Here is a 20375-nt window from a genome sequence, read left to right on the forward strand (position 1 = left end):
GGGAAGAATCCCGGGGATACTCCGAAGGCATGATCCTGACCATCGAGCAGTTCCAGAAGGACGCGAAGCCGTGGCTGGCCAAGGTGAAGGAGACGGGTGAAACGCTGGTCCTGCTCTCCGGGGCCGAGGCGTATGAAGTTCGGCCTGCGGGTCCGGGCACTGCGGAGCAATCTGTTCGCATCTTCGAAGGTGAACTGCCGAAGCGGAGCATCATCGTGGGCGATCCGGAGGATCTGGTTCACATCGACTGGTCCTCCGAATGGCGTCCGTGATCCATCTCGATACTCACTGTGTGGTCTGGCTGGCGGCGGTGAAATCGAGCGATTCCCGTCCTTCGTCCGGCCGCTCCTCGTGACGCAGCACCGATCCGCCAAATTCTTGGAGTGTTGCGGCTCTCCAAGTCGCCTCGACTGCACGCGGAGCGTGCGGACCACAATGGGGGTGAAACAAAAAAACCCCGGCCGCTCGATTGCGACCGGGGCTGGAAGCGGACTGGGGTCCGGTTATGGATTGGTGACGCTGACCCGCAGGAAGCCCTTGCTTGGCAGGCCGTTCGATCCGCCGAGGCTGAACGAGCGGTATTCGTAGCTGACGCCGCCTTGCGGGGTGAGGGTCGGCAGGTTGGTGGTCACCGGGGTGACGGGGGTCACGGTCAACGGGTAGGATGCCAAGGTCATGCTCCCCTGTACGGCGATGCCGAAGCCGGCGAAGCTGGAGGTCGAAGGCGCCCCGGTGCTGAAGGCGGGGGTGCCCACGGGAACCGCGATGGTCATGACCAGCTCCTTGGCGAGGTCGGCGTTGGTGTCCACGGCGAAGGAATAGATCTTCGGATTATTCGACCCGCTGATGGGCGAGCCGCCGAGGATGAATTCGGTGCCGTTTTCGAAGCCGTCGTTTTCGAAGTCCACGTTCGCAAGGCCGGGGTTCGGCGAGAAGCTGGCTGCCCATGACGAGTAGGAAGGACCTCCGGTGACGAGCTTGATCTGACCCGCGGTGGCGTAGGTGATGGTGTAGCCCGGCAGGACGGTCGCACCCTCGGCCAGCCCGCTGAAGGTGCCGGTGAGGGCACCGGTGTAGGTGGCGATGATGTATTCGCCCGCGGTGGCTCCGTCCCCGATGGCGCTGACATTGAGGGTGGCTCCGGTGATGTTGAGGGCCCCAGTAACGACCAGCGTGTCCTCGGTGGCTCCGTTGACCTCGCAGGCATAGGTGCCGGCGATGACGGTGGCCCCGACGGCGAGATCGCCAGCGGAGGTGCCAGGAGCGACAGTGCCGCCGGCATTGACGGTGAGCGCACCGGTGAAGGCACCGGTGCCGCCGAGGGTGCCGCCGGTGTTGACGGTGACTGCCCCGGTTCCGGTGCCGGAGTTGGTGGTGTTGGTCACCAGCAAGGTACCGGCGTTCACGGTGGTGCCGGCGGTATAGCTGTTAGCGGCAATCAGTGACATGGTGCCGACACCGGCTTTGATGAGGGCGCCGTTGTTGCTATCGGAGTTTTCCACCTCCGCGCTGATGGTCAGGTCGGCTGCCGCGCTGCCGGTGGCATCGGCCACCGTGAAGGTGCGGACACCTACCAGGGCCATGCCTTGGAGGGCCGCGGCCTCGCTGGATTGAATGGTGGAGGCCGCTGCCCCGCCGACGGTGACGTTGCCGACGAGTTGGAAGCTCTCATCGTTGTAGGCGTTACCGGCACCGGCATAGGTTAGATCCACGGTACCGCCGTTGAGCGTGAGGTTGCCGAGATGGCCGTGGCTTTGCGTGGCGGTAGGGAACGCGATACTGGTGCCCGTGATGAAGCGCAGGGTTCCGCCGGCGTTCACCGTCGTGTTGAGCGCATTCCCGCTTTGCGGCAGCGGGTTGGTGCCCCGGGCCACCAAGGTGCCGGTGTTGTTGATCACCAGCGAACCGCCGTTGGGCAGGCGACTGGCGGTGTTGTTGCTGTCAACGATGATGCTGCCGCCGTTCACCGTGGTGCCGCCAGTGTAGGTGGGTTGAGCGGAGATGATAGTGAGCGCGCCAACACCTTGTTTCACCAGACTCGTTGCGCCGCCGATCGTGCCGGTACCGGTGAAGGTGTAGGGCACGGTCGCGGTGTTGTTCACGACGAGCCCCAGCGGCACCAGTGCTCCGACGAGGGTGACGGTCCCGTTGGCCGCACCTGCGGTGTCATCGAAGGTGACCCCATCACCGGTGAAGAAGGTGGAAGGGGCGGGAGTGGTGTCATTCCAGTTGGTGATCGCGCCGCCGATCGCCCAGTTCAGGCCGCCAGTGCCGGTCCAGGTGAGGGCTTTCGTCGCGAGATCGAGGGTCACCGCATTGGCGGTGACGGCGAACGTGCCGGCGCGGAAGTTGGCGGGGTTGACCAGGGTGAAGTCAGCGGGCACCGCATCGGTGGTTCCCGTGAAGCTCAGCAGTGTGAACGGAGAGCCCGGCACGATGCGCGAGCCGGGGGTCACCGTGACGCTTACTTGTCCCGCAGCGCCATTGAAGTTGACGTTGCCGCCTACGGTGAGCGGGTTGGCCAGGGCGGCATTGACGCCGAGACCGGTCGCGCCCGCGCCGAAGGTCAGGGAACCGCCAGTGGCGATACTGCCGCCGCCGTTCAGCGACGAGTTGGGATTCACCGTCACCGCCGTGGCGCCGAGGCTGCCGGTGAGTGTGATGTTGGCGGTGCTGACCAAGTTGTGGCCGATGGTGGTGGCCCCGGTGTAGGTGCTCGCGCCGCTCAAGGTGAGGTTGGTGGCTTGTGCGGAGGCCGGATCGAGGGTGCCGAAGGTCACGCCGAAGCCGCTGCCGACGATGGGGCCGGAGATGGCACCCGTGCCACTGTGGGTGGAGATCCGCGAATTACCAGCCAGGGTGATGGTTCCCGAGATGCTGCTGTTGCTGAGGCGAATGGCGCCAAGCTGGCCGGCCCCTTCGCCCCAGCCGTCGCCGGCGATGGTGAAGTTGTTCGCGTAGGTGCCGGCGGTGATGAAGAACTGGCCGTTGGTGCCGGTGACGAGGTTGGCGGTGCCGACGTCGTTGACGCTGTCCAACGCGAGACGGCTGGCCTCTGCGGTCATCGTGCCGCTGAAGCCGCTGTTGTTGCCGCTGATCGCGTGGCTGGTTTGAGTGTTCTCCCCGGAGCCGTTGTTGGTGCCGGTGAAGGTGAGGTTACCCGCGCCGCTGAAGGCGTTGGAGAACGTCAAGCCGTCCGAGCGGCGGATATTCACGGTGCTGCCGCTGGCGATGCTGACCGCGCCGGTGCCGAGCGAGCCCACGTTGACGGGCGTGTTCGCGCCGACCTGCAAGGTGCCGCCGTTGACCGTGGTGGTGCCGGTGTTGGTGTGGTTGGCGGTCAGTGTCAGCTTGGACGTGCCGGATTTCACCAGCGAGCCGCCGCCGGAAAGCGTGCCGGTGGAGGTGAGGGTGTAGTCGCCTGCGGAATTGTTCACGGTGACTTTCGCCGGAGCGAGGGTCCCGGTGAGGTTCACCGTTTTCGGGCTGCCACTGAGCAGGCTATCATCGAAAGTCACCGCGTCGAAGACCTTGAAGACGTCGTTCGAGCCACCGTTGTTGAAGTTGGCGGTGGTATTGAGATCCCAAGTGCCCGTGTCCACGCCTGCGGCCGAGGCATTGTTCCAGATCAGATTTGCCCCGGCTCCGGTGATGGTGAGCTGGAGCTTGTTTCCGGCGACCGCGGTGGTACCGGTCACCCGTGTCGGACCGAAGGATGTATTCGGCGACAGGGTGGTGCTCCCCGTGCCGGCGATGCTGCCAGCCGTCACCAGGTCATAGACCGTGCCGATGGTCTGGGAGTTGGCGTCGAGATCCTGGAGGGCGATGGTGGTATTGCCGCCGGTGGTCAGCGTCAGGGCACCGGTGACCGTGGTCGTCGCGCCTGTCTGCGCGGCCAGGCCCAAGGTGGAGCCGTTGTTCGCGGTGAGCGCGGCGAAGGTTTTTCCTGCGGTCGAAGAAATGAACGAGCCCGTGCTGTTCACGGTGATCGCCGAGCTTGGCAGGGTGCCGGTGCTGCCGAGGAGAAGCGTGCCGCCATTCACGGTGGTCGCGCCGGTGAAGCTGGAAGCCCCGGTCAGCGACATCAGGCCCGCGTCGTTCTTGGTGATGCCGTAGCCTGCTGAAGCTTGGGTGATGGCGGCGCTGACCAGCAGGTCGGTGGCTGCCGCCCCGTCCGCCACGGTGAAGGCAACCGCGTTGCCCGGATTATTTTGGCGGATATTGATCCGGCCTGCGACGGTGGAGGTGGTTGCCGAGGCCAGGCTGTTCACCACGGTGCCGCCGGCCCCCACGTCGCTGCCAAAGGCAAACAACTGGGTTGCCGTCGCGCTGGACGTTCCCCCGTTGGATCGCAGGGTGCCGCCGGTGAGATTATAGGTGACGCCCCAGCCATTGTCGCCCGCCGCGGTGTTGTCGAGCGTGCCCGACAGATTGACCGTGTCGACCTTGACGCCGGTGGTGTAGCCAAGCGCGTTGACGGCGGTCAGGTTAAGCGTCGTCCCGGAATTGACCGTGACCGTTCCGCGGATCCTGCCAACTCCCGTGCCGGCTGCGCCGCCGAGAGTGAGCGCCCCGGCGTGGACGGTGGTGCCTCCCGTGTAGGTGTTGTTTGCAGTCAGCGTCAGGGTGTTGCCATCCACCTTGGTGAGGGCGAAGCCGGTGCCGGAGATCACGCCGGAAACCGTGCCACCACCGGTGTTGGAGCCGATCGACGCATTCGCCGAGAGCGTGATGTTACCCGAGACGATCGCGCCGGTGTCGAGGCGGATGGCTCCGCGCTGGACGCTATCCACGGAATTGCCACCCGAGCCGGAGATGATGAAGTTTTTGGCGAGGGTCACGGCACCGGAAGCATAGACTTGGGAGCCGCTGCCGGAGGTCGGCGTGCTGGTCCCGTTTACCGTGACCGTGCCGGCACCTCCGCCCAGCGCGGCGGCATTGGTGCCGATTTGCAGACGCACGGAGTTATTGAGCGTCACGCCTCCGGAATAGGTGCTGCCGGTATTGGTAAATGCCAAAGCACCGCTACCCGTCACGGAGAGAGCGCCAGCCCCTGAGAGCAGCCCCGAGAAAGTGGTGATCGTGTTCGCGACCGGCGTCGTGATGAGCGCTGGGGAAGTCAGGGTGACGGCTTGGGCCAGCGTCTGCGCAGTGCCGGTAAGCGTCAGGTTGCCGCCATTGAAGGTGAGGGTCCCGGCTCCCAAGTTGGCCGAACCGGCGATGGAAAGCGTGCCGCCGGAAACATTCGTGCCGCCGGTGTAGCCATTGGTACCGGAGAGGACCAGTGTGCCCGCGCCGGCCTTGGTGAGCGAACTGGCGGTGACGCCATTGTTTGCCAAGGATTCCGCGATCGTGGCGGTGTCGGCGAGATTGGTCACCGTGATGGTGCTTGCGAAGTCGTTCGAGAGGGTCAGCGATCCCATGGCGTCGTTGGCGAGCGTGAAGCCGGTGATGCCAAACGTGATGTCATCGAAGATGGTGTTCGCCTCGGTCACGGTGACCGTTTCGGCGGCGAGGTCGAAGATCGCGTCTTCGTTCGGGGTCCAGACGACGGGACCCGGGTTCCAGTTTTCGTTGCCGACGGCGGTGCTCCAATTGCCGGTGGGACCGGCGGAGTTCCAGGTAAGGGCCGCAAAGACGGGGGCAGGGAGCGCCGCGGCGGTGAGCAACAGGGCGAGACGGCCGCCCGAGCGGGAGAAGAGATTGGGTTTCATGGAGGTTATTGGTCGAGGTCTTGGGTCCCCTTGGGTTGGGTATTGGTGTCAATTATTGCCAAAACTAGAAGATGTTCTGAGCAATATCGCCCATTTGTAGGGCGATATTCGGTCGATACAATGTAAAACATGATCGTGGTTAAAAAATGGGGATGGATAAATTTGACTTTCATTGTCGTCTCGATCGCGAGGCAGGGAGATTAATCGATGCAGGCGGAAACGCCGGTGCGCACCAAAAGAAAGCCCCGGCCGCTGAGTGGCGACCGGGGCTGGAAGCGGGCTGAAGCCGTTACGGATTGGTGACGCTCACCCGCAGGAATCCCTTGCTTGGCAGGCCGTTCGATCCGCCGAGGCTGAACGAGCGGTATTCGTAGCTGACGCCACCTTGCGGGGTGAGTGCCGGCAGGTTGGTGGTCACCGGAGTGACCGGGGTCACGGTCAATGGATAAGACAACAAGGTCTCGCTGCCCTGTACGGCGATGCCGAAGCCGGCAAAGCTGGCGGTGGAGGGCGCTCCGGTGCTGAAGGCGGAAGTGCCCACCGGAACCGCGATGGTCATGACCAGCTCCTTGGCGAGGTCGGCGTTGGTATCCACGGTGAAGGAATAGACCTTCGGATTGTTCGACCCGCTGATGGGCGAGCCGCCGAGGATGAACTCGAGGCCGTTCTGGAAGCCGTCGTTTTCGAAGTCCACACCTGCCAGGCCGGGGTTCGGCGAGAAGCTCGCGGCCCACGAGGTGTAGTTCGGCCCGGCGGAGACCAGCTTGATCTGGTTGGGGGTGGCGTAGGTGATGGTGTAGCCGGTGATGACCGTCGCTCCTTCCGGCAGGCCGGTGAAGGTGCCGATGCGGGCACCGGTGTAGGTGGCGATGATGTATTCCGACACCGTGGGGGCAGCGAGGATCGAGACGTTCAGCGTGGCTCCATCGATATCGAGGCTGCCGGTGACGGTGAGCTTGTCGGAGGTGCTGCCATTGATCTCGCAGGCGTAGGTGCCGTCGATGATGGCCGCGCCGGTGGCCAGCGGGACCGCGGAAGGGCCGGGGGCGATTGTGCCGCCGGTGGCCACGTTGACCGTGCCATTGACAGTTCCGGTGCCTCCGAGAGTCGCGCCGGACGAAACGCTGACGGCGCTGGCCGCATTGGTGGAGCCATTGACCAGGAGCGTCCCGACCGCGACGGTGGTCGCACCGTTGTAGCTGTTGGTGGCGCTCAGTGTCATGGTGCCGGTACCGATCTTGTTGATGCCTCCCGCAGCACCCCCGATGGTGCCCGGACCCGCCAGGATCATGCTGACCGTCAGGTCGGTGGCTGCGGTCCCGGTGACATTGGCCACGTCGAAGTTCTGGACATCCTGGAGGTGGATGCCGCCGGTGCCGTTCATCACTGACGGCGTGGTATTGCCTCCGGTGCTCTCGACCTTGACCGTCGAAGCTCCCGTCGAGTTGTTCGCCAGGAGATAGTCATAGTTAGCGAGGGTGCGGTTGGAGGTCCAAGTCGCGCCGTTTCGCAGCGTGACGCTGCCAATCCGGTTGTCCCCGGTGTTGGTGAACAACAGCGTGCCACCGTCCACCGTGAACAGGCGCGTGTTGCCCATCGCCGTGCCGTGGTCGAGGGTGAACAGGTTGGTGGCGTCCACCGTCATCGTCGCGCCGGTGCCAACGTTGAAGCCCGACGATCCCCGGAGCTGGCCGGCGATGGTGAGTGTGCCGGCGTTCACCGTGGTGGCACCGGTGTAGGTGTGGTTGGCATTGAAGCTCACGGTGCTGGTGGTGCTGGTGTCCTTTAGGAAGGCTCCCGCACCGCTGATGGCTCCGGCGAAGCTCTGGTTGCTGCTGGAGGCGTGCTGCAAGGTGCCGGCGTTGGCGATCGCGCTGGTGTGCGATCCGCCGCCGAGGCTGCCCGTGCCGGTGATCCGCAGGGTCGTACCGCCGGCGGTCGAGAGGGCGCTTCCGGCTACCAGGCTTCCGCTGATTTCCAGCACTCCCTGGACGACTCCAGTGGTGCCGGTGTGGGTGTTGGTGCCGGAAAGCACCAGCGTGCCTGTGCCTCGCTTGCTCACGCCGAGCGCGTTGATGCCGCCGTTGGGATTGGCGATGGGCGAGGCGTAGGTGAATGAGCCACCCGCGTTCGTGGTGTTGATCCCGAGGTTCGAGCCTTTCAGGAAGCCGCTGGTGGTCGTGCCCAGTGTCTTGATGGCATCGAGATTCGCCGAGGTGAACTCCCCTGCGCCGCCGACATTGAAGGTCGCGGTCGCACCGGAATTGACCGTCAGGTTGGTGGCGGTCCAGCTCGCCGGAGTGTTATTGTAAAACGCCGTCTGCTTTGCGAACTGCAGGTTGCCGCTCGCCGCACGGGTGGTGCCGGTGTAGGTGTTGACACCGGACAAGATCACCGAGGTGCCGTTCGTTACGAGGTTACCGGCTCCTGTGATCGAGTTTGTGGCATTGCTGAAGATGGCGTTCTTGTCGGCATAGACGGCAGTGATGGTATTGGTTCCGCTCAGGGTGATAGTGCCGCCGTAGGTCACCACCCCGTCCTCGGAGGTCAGGGTGGCATCGTTCAGGTTGATGTTGTTGGCGTAGCTTTGCGCGTTGCCGGTACTGGCGGTGAAGATGCGCAGGTTGCCGCCCGAATTCACCGTCACTGCACCCGCGCCGAGGCCGGATTTGGCACCTGCGGCGATGGGCGTCGCCACGGTGAGCGTGCCGCCGGTGACGGTGGTGCCGCCGCTGAAATCATTCGTGCTCGCGACCGTGGTGTTTCCCAGTGTGACGTTGCCCGCGGTGCTGAGGGAGACTGCTCCGCTGCCATTGTTGGTGATTTTCGCGACCACCACCGGGGCGTTCGCCCCTGAATTGGCGAGGAACACGTTGCCGGGTGTATCGGCGGCTCCGCCTGCGGTCAGCGAGCCGTTTTGAAGGGTGGCGACCGAGCTGCCGACACCGGAGATCAGCTCGCCATCGGCAGCGAGCCGGAGCGTCTGGCCTCCGAAGTCGACCGTGGTGGCGGTGGTGGCCGTGTGCAGCATCGACCGGATGTCCGTGGTCGCAGCTCCGAGCAGGATGTTGCCAGCGGTTCCGGTTCCCTCGATGGTGCGGACGATCGACCCCGCGGCCGAGGGGATGCTCTTCGTCCCCGAGGACAGATTGGTGACGTCGACGTAGGATACGCCTGGAGCGGCGATGATATTCCCGGCGCCGTCATTGGCCGCGAATTGGATGCCTCCTAACAAGGTGCGGGGCAGATAACCCTGGGCGTTGTTGGCGTTTGTCGTCGTCGCCAGACCGCCGAGTTGGACATTCAGCAAGCCGTTGGTGACGTAGTTGCCGAGTGCGATCGTGGCGAGATTCGCGCCACTGACCGTGACGGCCGACGCACCGTTGATCGTGACGGCGCCGACGAGTTCCGCGTGGGAGCCCGAAGCGCCGGTCATTTGCAGGGTCGAGTTATTGAGGGTCAGCGCGGCGCTGTCGGAAAGCTTGCTGGTGTCGCTGCCCGAGTAATCGAGCGCCAAGATGCCACCGGTGGAGGTCGTCGCGCCGCTGAAGGTGTTCGCGCCACCGGCAAGGGTTCCGCCGAGTGCCAGGGTCGAGGTTCCGGTCTTGTTAATGCTGCCGGCCCCCGAAATGACGCCGAGGTAGGTTTGGACTGCATTGCCCGAAAAGGTGACCGGGCCGTTGAGCGTGATGTTACTGTCGATGGACGAGGCATTGCCCAGGTTGCCAATGATGGCCCCGGCATTGGCCACGATCGGGCGCGTGACATTCGGGCTGGTGTTTCCCCACACCCCGAGGGTTCCGCCATTGTTGACGGTGATGGTCCCGGTGCCTCCGAGGGTCGAGGTCGTCGTCTCGATGCCGAAGATACCGGCGTTGATCACGATGTTGCCACTGGTGATCTCACCGCCGACCACGGAGACTTGGTTGCCGTCGATCTTGGTCAGGGTGTTGCCTGCCAGGTCGAGCCTCGGCGTGGTGCCGGGACGGATATCGAAGCGCCCGGTGCCGCCGATGGTGGCGTCGGCAGTGAGTTCCAGGCGATTGACCGAGTTGAGTTGGTCCGCGCCGGTATTGATCAGCGCGCCGGCATTGCCTGCGCCGGTGCCTGCAATCCGGAAAATTTCGGTGTTGGTGACCGCCTGATTGTTCAGATCGAGGGTGGCACCACTGGAAACGAGGGTCTCCGCCCCTCCGCCGCCCGCGCCAAGTGCGGCGGCGTTGCCGAGTTTCAGCGTTCCTGCGGTGACCAGGGTTTGTCCGGTGTAGGTATTGGCACCGCTCAGGACCAGCGTGCCAGCCCCGGCCTTGGTGAGCGAGCTGAGGCCCAGGGTGTTGTCGGCGAGGGTCTCGGCAATGGTGGCGGTGTCCGCGGCGTTCGTCACCGTGATGATGCTGGCCTGGTCATTGGCCAGATTGAAGGAGCCTGCGCCGCCGGCGATGGTGAACCCCCCGGCACCGAAGGTAATGTCGTTGAACGTGTTCGCCGTGGTGACGGTCACCGTTTCGGGCGTGCCACTGAAGATGGCGTTCTCATTCTGGGACCATGGCACGTTACCGGGCAGCCAGTTGGTGCTGCCGGCGTCGGTACCCCAGTTGTTGGTCGGGCCGGCTGGGTTCCAAGTGAGGTCGGCCCAGAGGGGCAGGGGCAGCGCGACTGCGGTCAGGAGCAGGGCACGACGGCCGATCAGAGGGAGACGGAATTGGGTTTTCATCGAGGTTCTTTGGATTTCTTGGGTCTTAACTTGGGTCTTAGAGGGAGCATTCGGGCAAAATGCTCACTCTACGGGTTCAAAAACGCCGTTAAATTTCGGCGACAACATGGAGTAATGTCGCGTCATCGCCAGAGATGACATAAAGTTTCATCCTTGGTCGATTCGGCGACCGGCGAGTGGGAATTGAAGGCGGGTCGGGGGACGGAAGTGGGTTTCGCGTTGCCCGTTGGGTACCAGTCTATCTCGTCGCGCTTCGGCCGGTTTTCAAGTGGGCGCTGCCAATTCCGCACGACCGGTGTGAATCCGCCGGAGTAGGCCGGAAACATCATGGCGGGAGGCAGGTTTTGCCGGACACTGGTCCGCCTGTATGAAGACCTTCCCGCTTGTCCTCCTTGCCGGTGTCATGGTGCTCGCCGCGACCGCCGCGGAAACCCGGACCTGGGTTTCCAATGATGGCCGGCCGATCGAAGGCGAGTACCTCCGCGCGAATTCAGAAGCCGTGGTGCTCCGCAAGAAGGACGGGAGCGAGCTCTCGGTCCGCCTGAAGTTCCTCAGCGTCGCCGACCGGGAGTTCGTGCAGCAGAAGGTCGCCGCCGCAACCCCCGCCGAGGCGAAGGAAGAAAAGGTGCGCAACGACCTGAAATACCAGCTTTCCGGCGGCCATGAGAAGTGGCCGGAGGATCGCAAGAAGCGCATCACGGATGCGATGGACGCCGCGGTCACGCTCTACAACAAGACCGGCAGCTTCAAGAAACAGCTCACCGCCAATAATAGCCCCGGCACCCCGACGGCGGACGCGAACTACGACGGCTGGATCAATTGGGGCGGCACGATCAACGCCCGTGTGGCATTGCACGAGATCGGCCACACGCTCGGCATCGGCACGCATCCGAATTGGCAAGCGAACATCAAGGAAGGCAAGTGGACCGGCAAATACGCGCTGGAGCAGCTCCGCGAGTTCGATGGGAAGGACGCGGTGCTCCACGCCGACCGCATGCACTTCTGGCCCTACGGCCTCAATTTCGACAACGAGTCGAGCAAGGAGAACGACCTGCGCCACGTGAAAATGGTCGCGGCGATGCGCAAGGACATGGGAATCGATTAAATCACCCGATCACGCACGGCAGCAGCACCGCGTCGCGCATGCCATGGATCTTCTTCTTATCCGCGGGGGCGAGGGTGGCCAGCGCGCCGGCGAGCGAGGTTTTGCCCTGATCGTCCGTGAAGTAGTAAGGGCAGAGGCGGACGCGGCCTTTCATGAGATAGACGCTGCCGTCCTCGCGGAACACCGGGTGCTCGATCAGGCGGCCTTCGCTGAAGGACTGCATGATCCACGGCTGCTGGTCGAAGTCTTCCGTGGCGATGCGGATGCGCTCGGCCCAATCCGCTTGCGATAGATCGTGGCCGACGTGGACGCCGCGCGAGCCCCAGGCGGTCTCGTGAAAGCCGCTGATCTTGAGAACGAGGCGGCGCTGCTTCTGGCTGAAGGCGGCAACCTCGTCCCATGAATTCACGCCGAGCACCGGCAGCGCGGCTTGCGGCGGGAGCGGCGAGGGATCGACCACCCAGCCATGCGGGACAATGTCCCGCACGCGAGACAGGTGGCTGCCGCGGAGCGCCTGCTCCCAGATGGGCTTCAAGGCCGGCGTCCACAGCAGGGCGAGCCACAGCTTGTCTTCCAAGTGGGGCTTGCAGGGTGGTGTGAGCCGTATTTCCCCGGCTGCGGATTTTTCCGCGAGGTGGCGCGCTTCGGGGACAGACTCCCAGTCGAACCACTCGAAGAAGCGGTAGAGGGCGCGCTCGTCGGGCTGATACTCCTCGGCGGGCTCGACGGTGCGGCCGCCGCCGCTTCCGCGGGCCAGCCATTCGAGTTCGCGGCGATAGTCGGCGGCTTCCTCGGCAATCAGGATCGCGCCGCCCTCCGGCAGCACCGAGGAAAACCCGGCGAGCATGCCATCCCCCCCGCCGAGCACGTTGAAGCCGGCTTCGGCGTAGGTCCGCGACAGCCACGCGGTGATGCCGAGGCCGCCGGGCACCGAGTCCAGTTCGGTCAGCGAAAACTTGCCATCGTCCATCAGGATCAGGTCCGGGCGGATGACGCGGGGCAGGGTGTCGCGGAATTCGGGCTGGCGCTGGAGTTCGGCCATCCAGGCCGGCTTCCCGGTGTCGAGCAGCTCGGCGATCCAGCGCGGCATTTTTCCCGTGGCGCTGCGGCGGTAAAGGTCGTCGCAGGCGCGTTGGAACTGCGCTAGCGGATGGCCCAGCGACTGGAGGAAACGGCCCTCCGCCTTGGTCAGCTTCAGTGGCTCCGGCGAGTACTGCCAGTTCCCTTCGAAAAGGCCGCCCTCGGGCAAAGCGGCGCGGATCTGGTCGAGGGTCAGGCTCATTGCATCGACCGCAGCGCACCGCGGATCATTTCTTCGACCGAGGCGCCGGGGAGCACGTCGAGCACCTGGCGGATCGCCTTGCGGGACTCGACCTGCTTGTAACCGAGCGCCATCAGCGCCAACTCGGCATCGGCGGTGGCCGGGGCCATCTGGCCGCTGGCGACCTCCTGCCAGGTATCGGCCACGCCGACCTTGTCCTTGAGTTCCAGCACGATCCGCTCGGCGGTTTTTTTCCCGAGGCCCTTGATCTTCGAAAGTTCGGCGGTGTCGCCATTGGCCACGCAGGCCTTGAAGCGGCCGGCGGGCATGCCGCTGAGGATGGCCATGGCGATCGCCGGGCCGATCCCGCTGACGCGGTCGATCAGCAGCAGGAACAGGTCCCGCTCCTCCTCCGTGGCGAAGCCGTAGAGGGTGTGGGCCGTTTCGCGGATGTGCAGGTGAGTCCGCAGATCGACCGGCGAACCCTCCGAAGGGTGCAGCCGGTCGAAGGTCGAGAGCGGCACGTGGACCTCGTAGCCCACGCCATTCACATCCACCACCAAGCGGTTGGGATAGGCTTCCAGCACCTTGCCACGCAGCCGTGCGATCATCGTGGGTGGAGCTTGGAGAGGGTTCGCGAACTGCCAAGGGCGAAGTTCCGGCATGACTTCCGGCGGGGAAAATGGGCGGATTTTCCCCGTGAAAACCCGGCTTTACACGGGGGACGCCGCTCCTATAGTGCGCGCCCCATGACCGTTTTGGCCACCCTTCTCGACATCAGCATCAATCTGCTGCTGTTCGTCTTCGTCGTCGTCTGCCTCTTGATGAGCATGATCATCCTGATGCAGCGCCCGAAGAATGAAGGCCTCGGAGCGGCGTTCGGTTCGAACACGACCGACCAGCTTTTCGGTGCCCGCACCACCAATGTCCTGCAGAAGGCCACGGTCTATCTTTCCAGCCTGTTTTTCGTGATCACGCTCACGCTGGCCGTGCTGATGACGAAGCGCAACGGCAGCCAACTGAGCCTTCAGGCCGCGGTGGTGCCGCCGGCAGAAGAGAAGGTTGAAGAAAAGCCGGCCTCGATCGCCGAAGAGGCGGGCGAAAAGGCGCTGGAGCCCGAAGCCGTGACGCCGCCGGTACAAGTGCCGGCCGAGACTCCGGCGACCACGCCGGCTGAGACGACTCCGGAACCCAAGCCCGAGGATGCCCCCAAGCCGGAAACCACCCCGGCTGAGGAAACCACGCCGCCTGCCGAAGAGACCAAGCCAGCGGAGGAAACGAAACCCGCTGAGGAGCCCTGAGGGGCCCTGGTGCTACTTTCAAGCGAGGCGCGTGGCGAAAATGCCCCGCGCCTTTTTCTTTGGCGGGGGATTCCCCTTGGCCACCGGCACGGCCCGCGCTTGATTCGCCCGCAGCATGACTCCTGATGCCGAGCTTCCCGTCTGGGCGCGCGAAGACGCCTTCCCGGAAGCCGGCCCCGGTTGGGGCTGGGTGGACCGCAAGGGCCGCCGGGTGGCGGTCGAGGGCTTCGAGGAACTCTCCCAAGCCATCGTCGAGGACGCCGGTGCGAGGGTCGATCTGGTGTGGACGCCGGACGCCCGCGGCTGGGTGCTGCCCGAGGAAATCCCGGCGCTCCATCCCGCGCTACGCGAAGCCCGCCTCCGCTGGGCCAGATGGGAGATCGGGGAGGGAAAGCGGCAGATGGGGATTTTCGCCGCGGCATTCGCCGTGGTGATGGGGTTTCATTGGTATCGCGGCGAGGGCATGTTCTCCAGCGGCACGCTCGGGCTGGCGCTGTTGCTGTTCTTCATCTTCGGCTTCCTGCCGTGGTATCAGGGACACAAGCGGCTGCGGAAGGCGCGGAAATGGGCGGCCGGGGAGATGGCGGAGGATGCGCCGGTGCTGCGCTTCGAAACGTGGCTGTCCATCCAGCCGGCACCCGTGACCCGGCTCCTGCTGGGGCTGATGGTGCTGGTGGGCTTGGTGCAGATCTACGTCGAGTGGAGTTCCAAGATGCCTTCCCAGCTCGGAATGGTCAGCGTGGATCGGGCGGCTTTGACCAAGCTCTCCGGGCGGCCGGGCGACTGGTGGCGATTGCTCACCGGGCCCTTCCTCCACGGCCACTGGTTGCACTGGCTGATGAATGCCTCGGCGCTGGCTTACCTCGGCAAGCGGGTCGAGGTGTTTGCCCGGTGGCCGCACGTGGCGCTCGCGTTCCTGATCTCGATGTGGATCGGCGGCGAGGCGTCGGCCCGCTTCATGACCAAGGCTTCGGTCGGCATTTCGGGCGGGCTCATGGGCTTGCTCGGCTTCCTGCTCGTCTTCGAGTCGATGCACCGCTTGCTGGTGCCGGAAAGCGCGCGTCGGCGTTTGCTCGCGGGCATCGTGATGACCGCCGTGCTCGGCTATGCGTTCCGCCACTTCATCGACAATGCCGCCCACGCTGGCGGCCTCGTGGCTGGCATGATTTACGCCGCGATGGTGTTTCCGAAATCCTCGTCGCCCCATCGTCCTCGGACGACCTCCGCCGATCTCATCTTCGGCGGCGCGGCGGTCGGGCTGCTGGTGGCCTCGGCGCTGCTGGCGTGCATGAAGATGCTGGGATAATTCAGGGCCTCATCTCTTGCACTTCTGTCGAGCGCGCCTTCACCTGATCCCATGAAAGACCGGACTCGGGGTTCGCCCGGAACTTGCTTCGCCGCGCGATGAGTTCGTTCCGTTTCTCCTCACCGACCTCTTCAAGGGGCTCGTCGGCGAGGCTGTCCCAAAGGTCTTCGACCAATTCGATGCGCTCGGCCCGGCTCAGTTTGAAGAGTTCGGCGTAGTCCATCTTCATGTCTCTTTCATACCGGCGGAACATGTTCCGCGCAACCATCGACAGCGAGCGTTCAGGACGCCGATCCGTAGCGGATCTCGCGCACCATCCGCAGCGCGCCTTCCATCGTGCGGGCGGCATTCGCCACCCACTCCTCGCCGAACTCGCCGAAGCCGAGCGGCTTGGCGGCGGCGCACAGCAGCGCGGCCAGCACGAGTTGATTGGCCAGGTAGATGATCACCAGCGAGAGGAAGGTGCCGTTTTCCCGCAGGTCCGGCTGGTCGCGCGGGATCATCCACAGCGTCCAAAGCAGGTGGAAGGCCCAGAAGAAACCGACCCAGCCGAAGAGGATCTTATCCGTCACCGGGGGCAGCTCGAACGCCAAGCCTAACAGCAGGTGCAGCACCACGCCAAGCGCGGCCCACAGCGGCACGAAGTAGGGCGACAGCGCGATGAAGATGTTCGACTTGTTCGTCGTGACGTAGCCGCCGTCGAGGCTGACGCCCCAGTCGCTGACCCGGCCGCGGAAGGCCCAGATCGAGAGGATGTGGGTCAGCTCGTGGCCCAGCACGTAGAGGTAGAGGAAGAACGACCGCAGCAGGCCGCTGAAGAACCACCCGGTCATCAGCAGCACGCCGATGGCGAAGTACCAGAACGCCGGCATTTCCCAGAATTCGCGCTTCTGGGCAGCGTCGCTGAACTGCATGAAGAAGGTCCACGAGGTGATCCAGCACAGCGGCAGCAGCAGCAGCCCCATCAGCCAGCGGAACATCCGTATAACGAGCCCGGCGGGTGGGTCCTCGTAGCCGAAGACCGCCGTGCCCGCGATCGACGCGCGGACGTGCTTCAGGTCGCGCTGGCCGAGCCGGCGGTTGATCCGCTCATGGGCCCGCGCGTTCGCCTTGGCCAGGATTTCGGAAAACGACTGGCGGCGCTTGCGACGGGCATTTCCCGTCGTTGAGCCTAGCCGGATCTGCTTCTTGGGGGTCCTCGCCATGCGCGCGGACCTGATTACTTCGGGAAACTTAAGGAATCAAGATCGAATAGGTGTTCAAACGATCTTGAGGCGCGCCAGGTCCTGGGTGTCCACGAGGCCGACCGCGCGGCCTTCCGCATCGAGCACCACCACGTCGTCCACGCGATGCGAGCCGATCGTTTGCACCGCCTCGACCGCCAGTGAATCGGCGTCCACGCTGATCGGCTTGCGGGTCATGAACTCCGCCACCGGCCGGTCGCCGACGTGCGGGTCGGCTTGATAGCAGCGGGCGAAATCGCCGTGGGTGAAGATGCCGCCCAGCTTGCCATCTGCGGCCGTGACGACACACGCACCGGATCGGGCCTTGGTCATCGCGACCAGTGCCTCGCGGACCGTGGAACCGTCGGCGACTTGGGCGAGCTGCTCCCCGGCGCGCATGATGTCGGAGACGCGGGTCAACAAAGCGCGGCCGAGCGCCCCGCCGGGATGGTAGCGCGCGAATTGCTTCTCGGTGAAGCCGCGCGCCTCGAGCAGGACCATCGCCAGCGCGTCACCCATCACCAGCATGGCGGTGGAGGAGGAGGTCGGCGCGAGATTCATCGGGCAAGCCTCGCGGTCCACGGAGGTATCGAGCACCACGTCGCTGTGCTCGCCGAGGGTCGAGGCCGGCTTGCCGGTGAGGGCGATGACTTGGACGCCGAAGCGCTTCACGTGCGGCAGTAGGTCAAGCAGCTCGGCGGTCTCGCCGGAGTAGGAGAGCATCAGCACCGCATCGCCATCGGAAAGGATGCCGAGGTCGCCGTGGAGGGCATTTTGGGAATTGAGCACCACGGCGGTCGCGCCGGTGGAGTTCAGCGTGGCGGCGATCTTGTGGCCGATGTTCCCGGACTTCCCGATGCCGACGACGACGATCTTGCCGCGGCGGTCGAGGGTGTCCTTGAGCATTTCCACGGCGCGGGTGAAGCCGCCGTCGAGCCGCGCCGCCATCCCTTGCAGCGCAACGGTCTCGATCTCGATGACTTGCCGTGCCTTCGCCAGAAACTCCATGCGCAGAGCATGGACGGCCCCGTCCCGGTTCGGGAACGACAAATTCCCGGCAATGCAAACCCGGGAATGGCAGGGGAGCGTGACGGCGGGGATCCTGCAAGCGGTTGTCAGATGTCATTCTGGCTGCGCGTTTCGACGAGGTCGGCCCTTCGGATGGCGCTAGCAAGAAGCGGTGCCGAAATCAGAACGGCGGTGACAAAGCAGAACGTGATGTCCGCGACAAAGGTCGGGTGCCGATCCGTTCTAAGGCCGTTCGCCGTGGCAGAGAGCGCCAGCACGATGCCGATGAATCCGTGGAACGGTCCGAGAAGGCGCACCAGACCTTCGAAAGTTGCAGGTTTGATACAGGCCAATGCCGAGGCAATCCCGATGCAACCGAACGACGCGGAGGCCATCTTCAGCCAGTAATCAAGGAGCGGCTGGTAGCTGATGCGATCCGCTCCCATCAGGTAGAGCTGATACGAAGCGGAGTCCCATGAAGAGAAGGTGAACATGAACGAGATTCCCCATCCGATGCTGCTGAGCAACAGCCCTAGGCGGAGGACGCGCAACCATCCCGATGATTCCGGGATCAGACTTTTTCTTTGCCGGACCATCGTATGACTCTCTCCACTGCCGAAACACGGTGACGGCCGCCAAGTTGCGTCAGCCGGACCTCTTGATTCACGCCGTCCGGCGGCTGCGAATGCCGCTCCAGAATTCCGATTCGCTCAAGGCGGTCGTTTCGCCGCTTTCAAGCCCGTCGTCGCGACGGGTGGCTTCTTCCAAGAGATCATCCGCTGTCACCGCAGGTCCCACGCTTCGGAGCAATTCACCGGCGAGCTTGAACCGGGAACGCAGCGGCAATTTCAGCGCAAGCGCTTGGATTTCGGAAGCCGAAGGCATCGCGGTTAGGATATCGGATGAAGGCTCTCCCGAAAGGCAAAACTCCGGTTGGCTTGCGGCGACGTTTCAGCGTCAGGGCTGCTCTTTCACGTCCAGTGAGAGGTCGTCGAGGTAGAACACCGAGTCCTTCTCCCCGCGCGAGTCGATGGAGAGGGTCAGTTCGCGGTCCTTGAGGTTGAGGACAGGAGGCCGCTGTTCAACCATTACGTCGCTGGGCATGCGCTCGAGATTTTCGCCGAGGTCGAACTCGATGCGGAGCGCCTGCCAGCCGGGCTCCGTGGAAAGCTGGAGCTGTTGGTTCGCGGCTTCGTACTGGATCATCGCGGGACGTCCGCTGGCGACCACGCGGAGGGCGGAGCGGAGGACTGGCAGCGCGGTGCTTTCGGCGTAGGTCCAGCCGGTCAGCACGTAGCGGGCACCCGGTTGGGCAGTGATGGGATTGCCATTTTTATCCCGCAGTCGCTGGGTGAGATAGGCTCCTCTCTTCATCCGCGCGACGTTCCGGCCGGATCTGGCGTAGATCCTTCCTTCGGTGACGCGGGCAACTTCGCAAAGGTCGACGTCCTGCGTGGTGAAATAGTCCTGCCAGTCGATGAGCGCGGAGGTGCTGCCCGTGGGATTCAGCGAGAGGTCGGTGGTTTCGAAGCCGGGATTTCTCAGGACCGGTGCGTCCACGGGATGAAGGAATCCCGGGAGCAGGACTGCCGCGGCGACCGCGATGGCAAGCGCGCAAACCCCGCCGACGACCGCGAAAATGCGGCGGCGTTGCTTGGGGTCGGGGCGGTCCAAGCGGCTCCGCGGTCCGACGCGGAGTTCCTGGCTGCGCTGGATTTCCATCGCGGGCCGGCCGTCCCGCCGGGCCAGGACCACTCGGCGGGTTTCGAGCCATTCGAGTTCGCTGGGTTCGAGGGCCTCCTTCAGGTCCGCGTCGAAGAGGAGTCGCTGGGCAAAGCGGTCGCGGGCGGAGGGATCTTCGCGAAGCAACTCCTCCAGGCGCTGGTGTCCCGCCTCATCGAGACGTTGGTCGAGGAATCTGGCGAAGAGCTCGGTGAGCTCGTCGGCATCGGGAGGATGGACGGGCAGTTCGCTCATTCCGACGGGGTGAGCTGACGGGTCACACAATCCCGGAGCAGCGCCCGCAGCCGTTCGAGGCGCTTGTAGAGGGTTTCCAGCGTCTTGCCGGCGCGCTGGGCTTCCTTGGAAAGTTCACTGGGACTTTCGTCGCCGTAGCGCAGCCGGATCAGCGCCTGCTGGTCGGCACTTAGCCGGCCGATGCAATGCCGCAACGCCTCAACCCGGTCGGTCGGCTCGGTGGAAGCGGGGCGCTCCTGCGCCGCCACGGCATCCGCGAGCGACTGGGCCACGTCCGGCGCGAGGAGTTGCAGCCGGCTGCCGTGAAACTTCCGCCGGGCCGCCATGCCGATGTGCCGGGCGCAGGCGAGGGCATGGTGGAGAAAGGCCTGGTCGCCGTCATCCAGCGGCCCTTTCCGCCAGGCAACGAGGGCCACTTCCTGCACGCAATCGTCGAGCAGGCTGCCGTCGGGGACGAAGCTGGCGAGGTAGGCGCGGACCGACCGATGGGACTGCTGCCAGTATTCGGAGAACCGGCGGACGTGCTCGGCATCCTGTCCCGCCAATGCGTTTTCCCCGCCGGCCGCCAACAGGCGTTCGGGAGAATTGGCGAGGCTCAGCGAATGGGACATGGCGACGTGCGGTCGGGCATCCAGGGGTGGGGCCGGGGTAAAACGGCCCCTTGGGCATCCTTTACCCATGGACCGGCCGGATCCCGGAGGCGATGCAAAAATCGGGGCGGAGCCCCGGTGCCGGGGCGTTTTCGGGAGAAAAATGTCAGGTCTGC

The 20375-nt window shown here is 64.6% G+C and carries 15 protein-coding genes; 4 read left to right on the forward strand and 11 right to left on the reverse strand.

The features are described from left to right. Positions 1-29: 29 nt before the first annotated feature. Positions 30-272 carry a hypothetical protein gene (locus OKA05_RS07945; RefSeq protein ID WP_264486590.1) on the forward strand — a complete coding sequence of 81 codons (243 nt, stop codon included), beginning with the start codon at positions 30-32 and terminating at the stop codon, positions 270-272. Between the two features lie 231 nt (positions 273-503). Here the strand turns inward: OKA05_RS07945 and OKA05_RS07950 are convergent, their stop codons facing one another. Continuing rightward, positions 504-5714: a beta strand repeat-containing protein gene (locus OKA05_RS07950; protein WP_264486591.1), complete on the reverse strand. Its 5211-nt coding sequence runs from the start codon at positions 5712-5714 to the stop codon at positions 504-506. A 289-nt stretch (positions 5715-6003) separates the two neighbouring features. Beyond that, complete coding sequence (locus OKA05_RS07955) at positions 6004-10428, reverse strand: beta strand repeat-containing protein (RefSeq protein ID WP_264486592.1); 4425 nt, start codon at positions 10426-10428, stop codon at positions 6004-6006. A gap of 367 nt (positions 10429-10795) precedes the next feature. On the opposite strand from OKA05_RS07955, the gene OKA05_RS07960 reads away from it, so the two are divergent. Then, positions 10796-11533 carry a zinc metalloprotease gene (locus OKA05_RS07960; RefSeq protein WP_264486593.1) on the forward strand — a complete coding sequence of 246 codons (738 nt, stop codon included), beginning with the start codon at positions 10796-10798 and terminating at the stop codon, positions 11531-11533. A 1-nt stretch (position 11534) separates the two neighbouring features. Here OKA05_RS07960 and OKA05_RS07965 read toward each other — a convergent pair whose 3' ends face one another. Both OKA05_RS07965 and ruvA read right to left on the reverse strand, forming a co-directional pair. Continuing rightward, positions 11535-12815 carry a hypothetical protein gene (locus OKA05_RS07965; RefSeq protein ID WP_264486594.1) on the reverse strand — a complete coding sequence of 427 codons (1281 nt, stop codon included), beginning with the start codon at positions 12813-12815 and terminating at the stop codon, positions 11535-11537. After that, positions 12812-13405: a Holliday junction branch migration protein RuvA gene (ruvA, locus tag OKA05_RS07970; protein ID WP_264486595.1), complete on the reverse strand. Its 594-nt coding sequence runs from the start codon at positions 13403-13405 to the stop codon at positions 12812-12814. Before ruvA ends, OKA05_RS07965 begins: the two co-directional genes overlap by 4 nt. A gap of 138 nt (positions 13406-13543) precedes the next feature. Here ruvA and secG point away from each other — a divergent pair, with 138 nt between their 5' ends. Together secG and OKA05_RS07980 are read left to right on the forward strand one after the other, a co-directional pair. Continuing rightward, positions 13544-14095: a preprotein translocase subunit SecG gene (gene secG / locus OKA05_RS07975; RefSeq protein WP_264486596.1), complete on the forward strand. Its 552-nt coding sequence runs from the start codon at positions 13544-13546 to the stop codon at positions 14093-14095. Between the two features lie 115 nt (positions 14096-14210). Further along, positions 14211-15401 (forward strand): rhomboid family intramembrane serine protease, encoded by a 1191-nt coding sequence (locus OKA05_RS07980; protein ID WP_264486597.1) that lies wholly within the window; start codon positions 14211-14213, stop codon positions 15399-15401. 1 nt (position 15402) lies between these two features. Here the strand turns inward: OKA05_RS07980 and OKA05_RS07985 are convergent, their stop codons facing one another. From OKA05_RS07985 to OKA05_RS08015, 7 genes are all read right to left on the reverse strand, one after another. Next, positions 15403-15630, reverse strand: coding sequence for an addiction module protein (locus OKA05_RS07985; RefSeq protein WP_264486598.1), 228 nt, complete (start codon positions 15628-15630; stop codon positions 15403-15405). Positions 15631-15682: 52 nt separating this feature from the next. Next, a complete protein-coding gene (locus OKA05_RS07990; RefSeq protein ID WP_264486599.1) occupies positions 15683-16606 on the reverse strand; it encodes a hypothetical protein in 924 nt (307 codons plus the stop codon). 54 nt (positions 16607-16660) lie between these two features. Next, positions 16661-17632 (reverse strand): KpsF/GutQ family sugar-phosphate isomerase, encoded by a 972-nt coding sequence (locus tag OKA05_RS07995; protein ID WP_264486600.1) that lies wholly within the window; start codon positions 17630-17632, stop codon positions 16661-16663. 107 nt (positions 17633-17739) lie between these two features. Next, on the reverse strand, positions 17740-18126 hold the full coding sequence (locus OKA05_RS08000; protein WP_264486601.1) for a hypothetical protein: 387 nt from the start codon (positions 18124-18126) through the stop codon (positions 17740-17742). Positions 18127-18295: 169 nt separating this feature from the next. Further along, positions 18296-18517, reverse strand: coding sequence for a hypothetical protein (locus OKA05_RS08005; RefSeq protein ID WP_264486602.1), 222 nt, complete (start codon positions 18515-18517; stop codon positions 18296-18298). A 72-nt stretch (positions 18518-18589) separates the two neighbouring features. Beyond that, on the reverse strand, positions 18590-19609 hold the full coding sequence (locus OKA05_RS08010; RefSeq protein ID WP_264486603.1) for an anti-sigma factor family protein: 1020 nt from the start codon (positions 19607-19609) through the stop codon (positions 18590-18592). Further along, positions 19606-20220, reverse strand: coding sequence for a hypothetical protein (locus OKA05_RS08015; protein ID WP_264486604.1), 615 nt, complete (start codon positions 20218-20220; stop codon positions 19606-19608). The genes OKA05_RS08010 and OKA05_RS08015 overlap by 4 nt, the downstream gene beginning before the upstream one ends. Positions 20221-20375: the final 155 nt, after the last annotated feature.

This window comes from Luteolibacter arcticus (assembly GCF_025950235.1).
Classification (GTDB): Bacteria; Verrucomicrobiota; Verrucomicrobiia; order Verrucomicrobiales; family Akkermansiaceae; genus Haloferula; species Haloferula arctica.

Bases quoted from the DNA above. Each gene is read 5' to 3' on its own strand.
- OKA05_RS08010 (WP_264486603.1), bottom strand. From the start codon at position 19,609: ATGAGCGAACTGCCCGTCCATCCTCCCGATGCCGACGAGCTCACCGAG.
- secG (WP_264486596.1), top strand. From the start codon at position 13,544: ATGACCGTTTTGGCCACCCTTCTCGACATCAGCATCAATCTGCTGCTG.
- OKA05_RS07945 (WP_264486590.1), top strand. From the start codon at position 30: ATGATCCTGACCATCGAGCAGTTCCAGAAGGACGCGAAGCCGTGGCTG.
- OKA05_RS07990 (WP_264486599.1), bottom strand. From the start codon at position 16,606: ATGGCGAGGACCCCCAAGAAGCAGATCCGGCTAGGCTCAACGACGGGA.
- OKA05_RS08000 (WP_264486601.1), bottom strand. From the start codon at position 18,126: ATGTTCACCTTCTCTTCATGGGACTCCGCTTCGTATCAGCTCTACCTG.
- OKA05_RS07980 (WP_264486597.1), top strand. From the start codon at position 14,211: ATGACTCCTGATGCCGAGCTTCCCGTCTGGGCGCGCGAAGACGCCTTC.
- OKA05_RS08015 (WP_264486604.1), bottom strand. From the start codon at position 20,220: ATGTCCCATTCGCTGAGCCTCGCCAATTCTCCCGAACGCCTGTTGGCG.
- OKA05_RS07955 (WP_264486592.1), bottom strand. From the start codon at position 10,428: ATGAAAACCCAATTCCGTCTCCCTCTGATCGGCCGTCGTGCCCTGCTC.
- OKA05_RS07960 (WP_264486593.1), top strand. From the start codon at position 10,796: ATGAAGACCTTCCCGCTTGTCCTCCTTGCCGGTGTCATGGTGCTCGCC.
- ruvA (WP_264486595.1), bottom strand. From the start codon at position 13,405: ATGATCGCACGGCTGCGTGGCAAGGTGCTGGAAGCCTATCCCAACCGC.
- OKA05_RS07985 (WP_264486598.1), bottom strand. From the start codon at position 15,630: ATGAAGATGGACTACGCCGAACTCTTCAAACTGAGCCGGGCCGAGCGC.
- OKA05_RS07995 (WP_264486600.1), bottom strand. From the start codon at position 17,632: ATGGAGTTTCTGGCGAAGGCACGGCAAGTCATCGAGATCGAGACCGTT.
- OKA05_RS07965 (WP_264486594.1), bottom strand. From the start codon at position 12,815: ATGAGCCTGACCCTCGACCAGATCCGCGCCGCTTTGCCCGAGGGCGGC.
- OKA05_RS08005 (WP_264486602.1), bottom strand. From the start codon at position 18,517: ATGCCTTCGGCTTCCGAAATCCAAGCGCTTGCGCTGAAATTGCCGCTG.
- OKA05_RS07950 (WP_264486591.1), bottom strand. From the start codon at position 5,714: ATGAAACCCAATCTCTTCTCCCGCTCGGGCGGCCGTCTCGCCCTGTTG.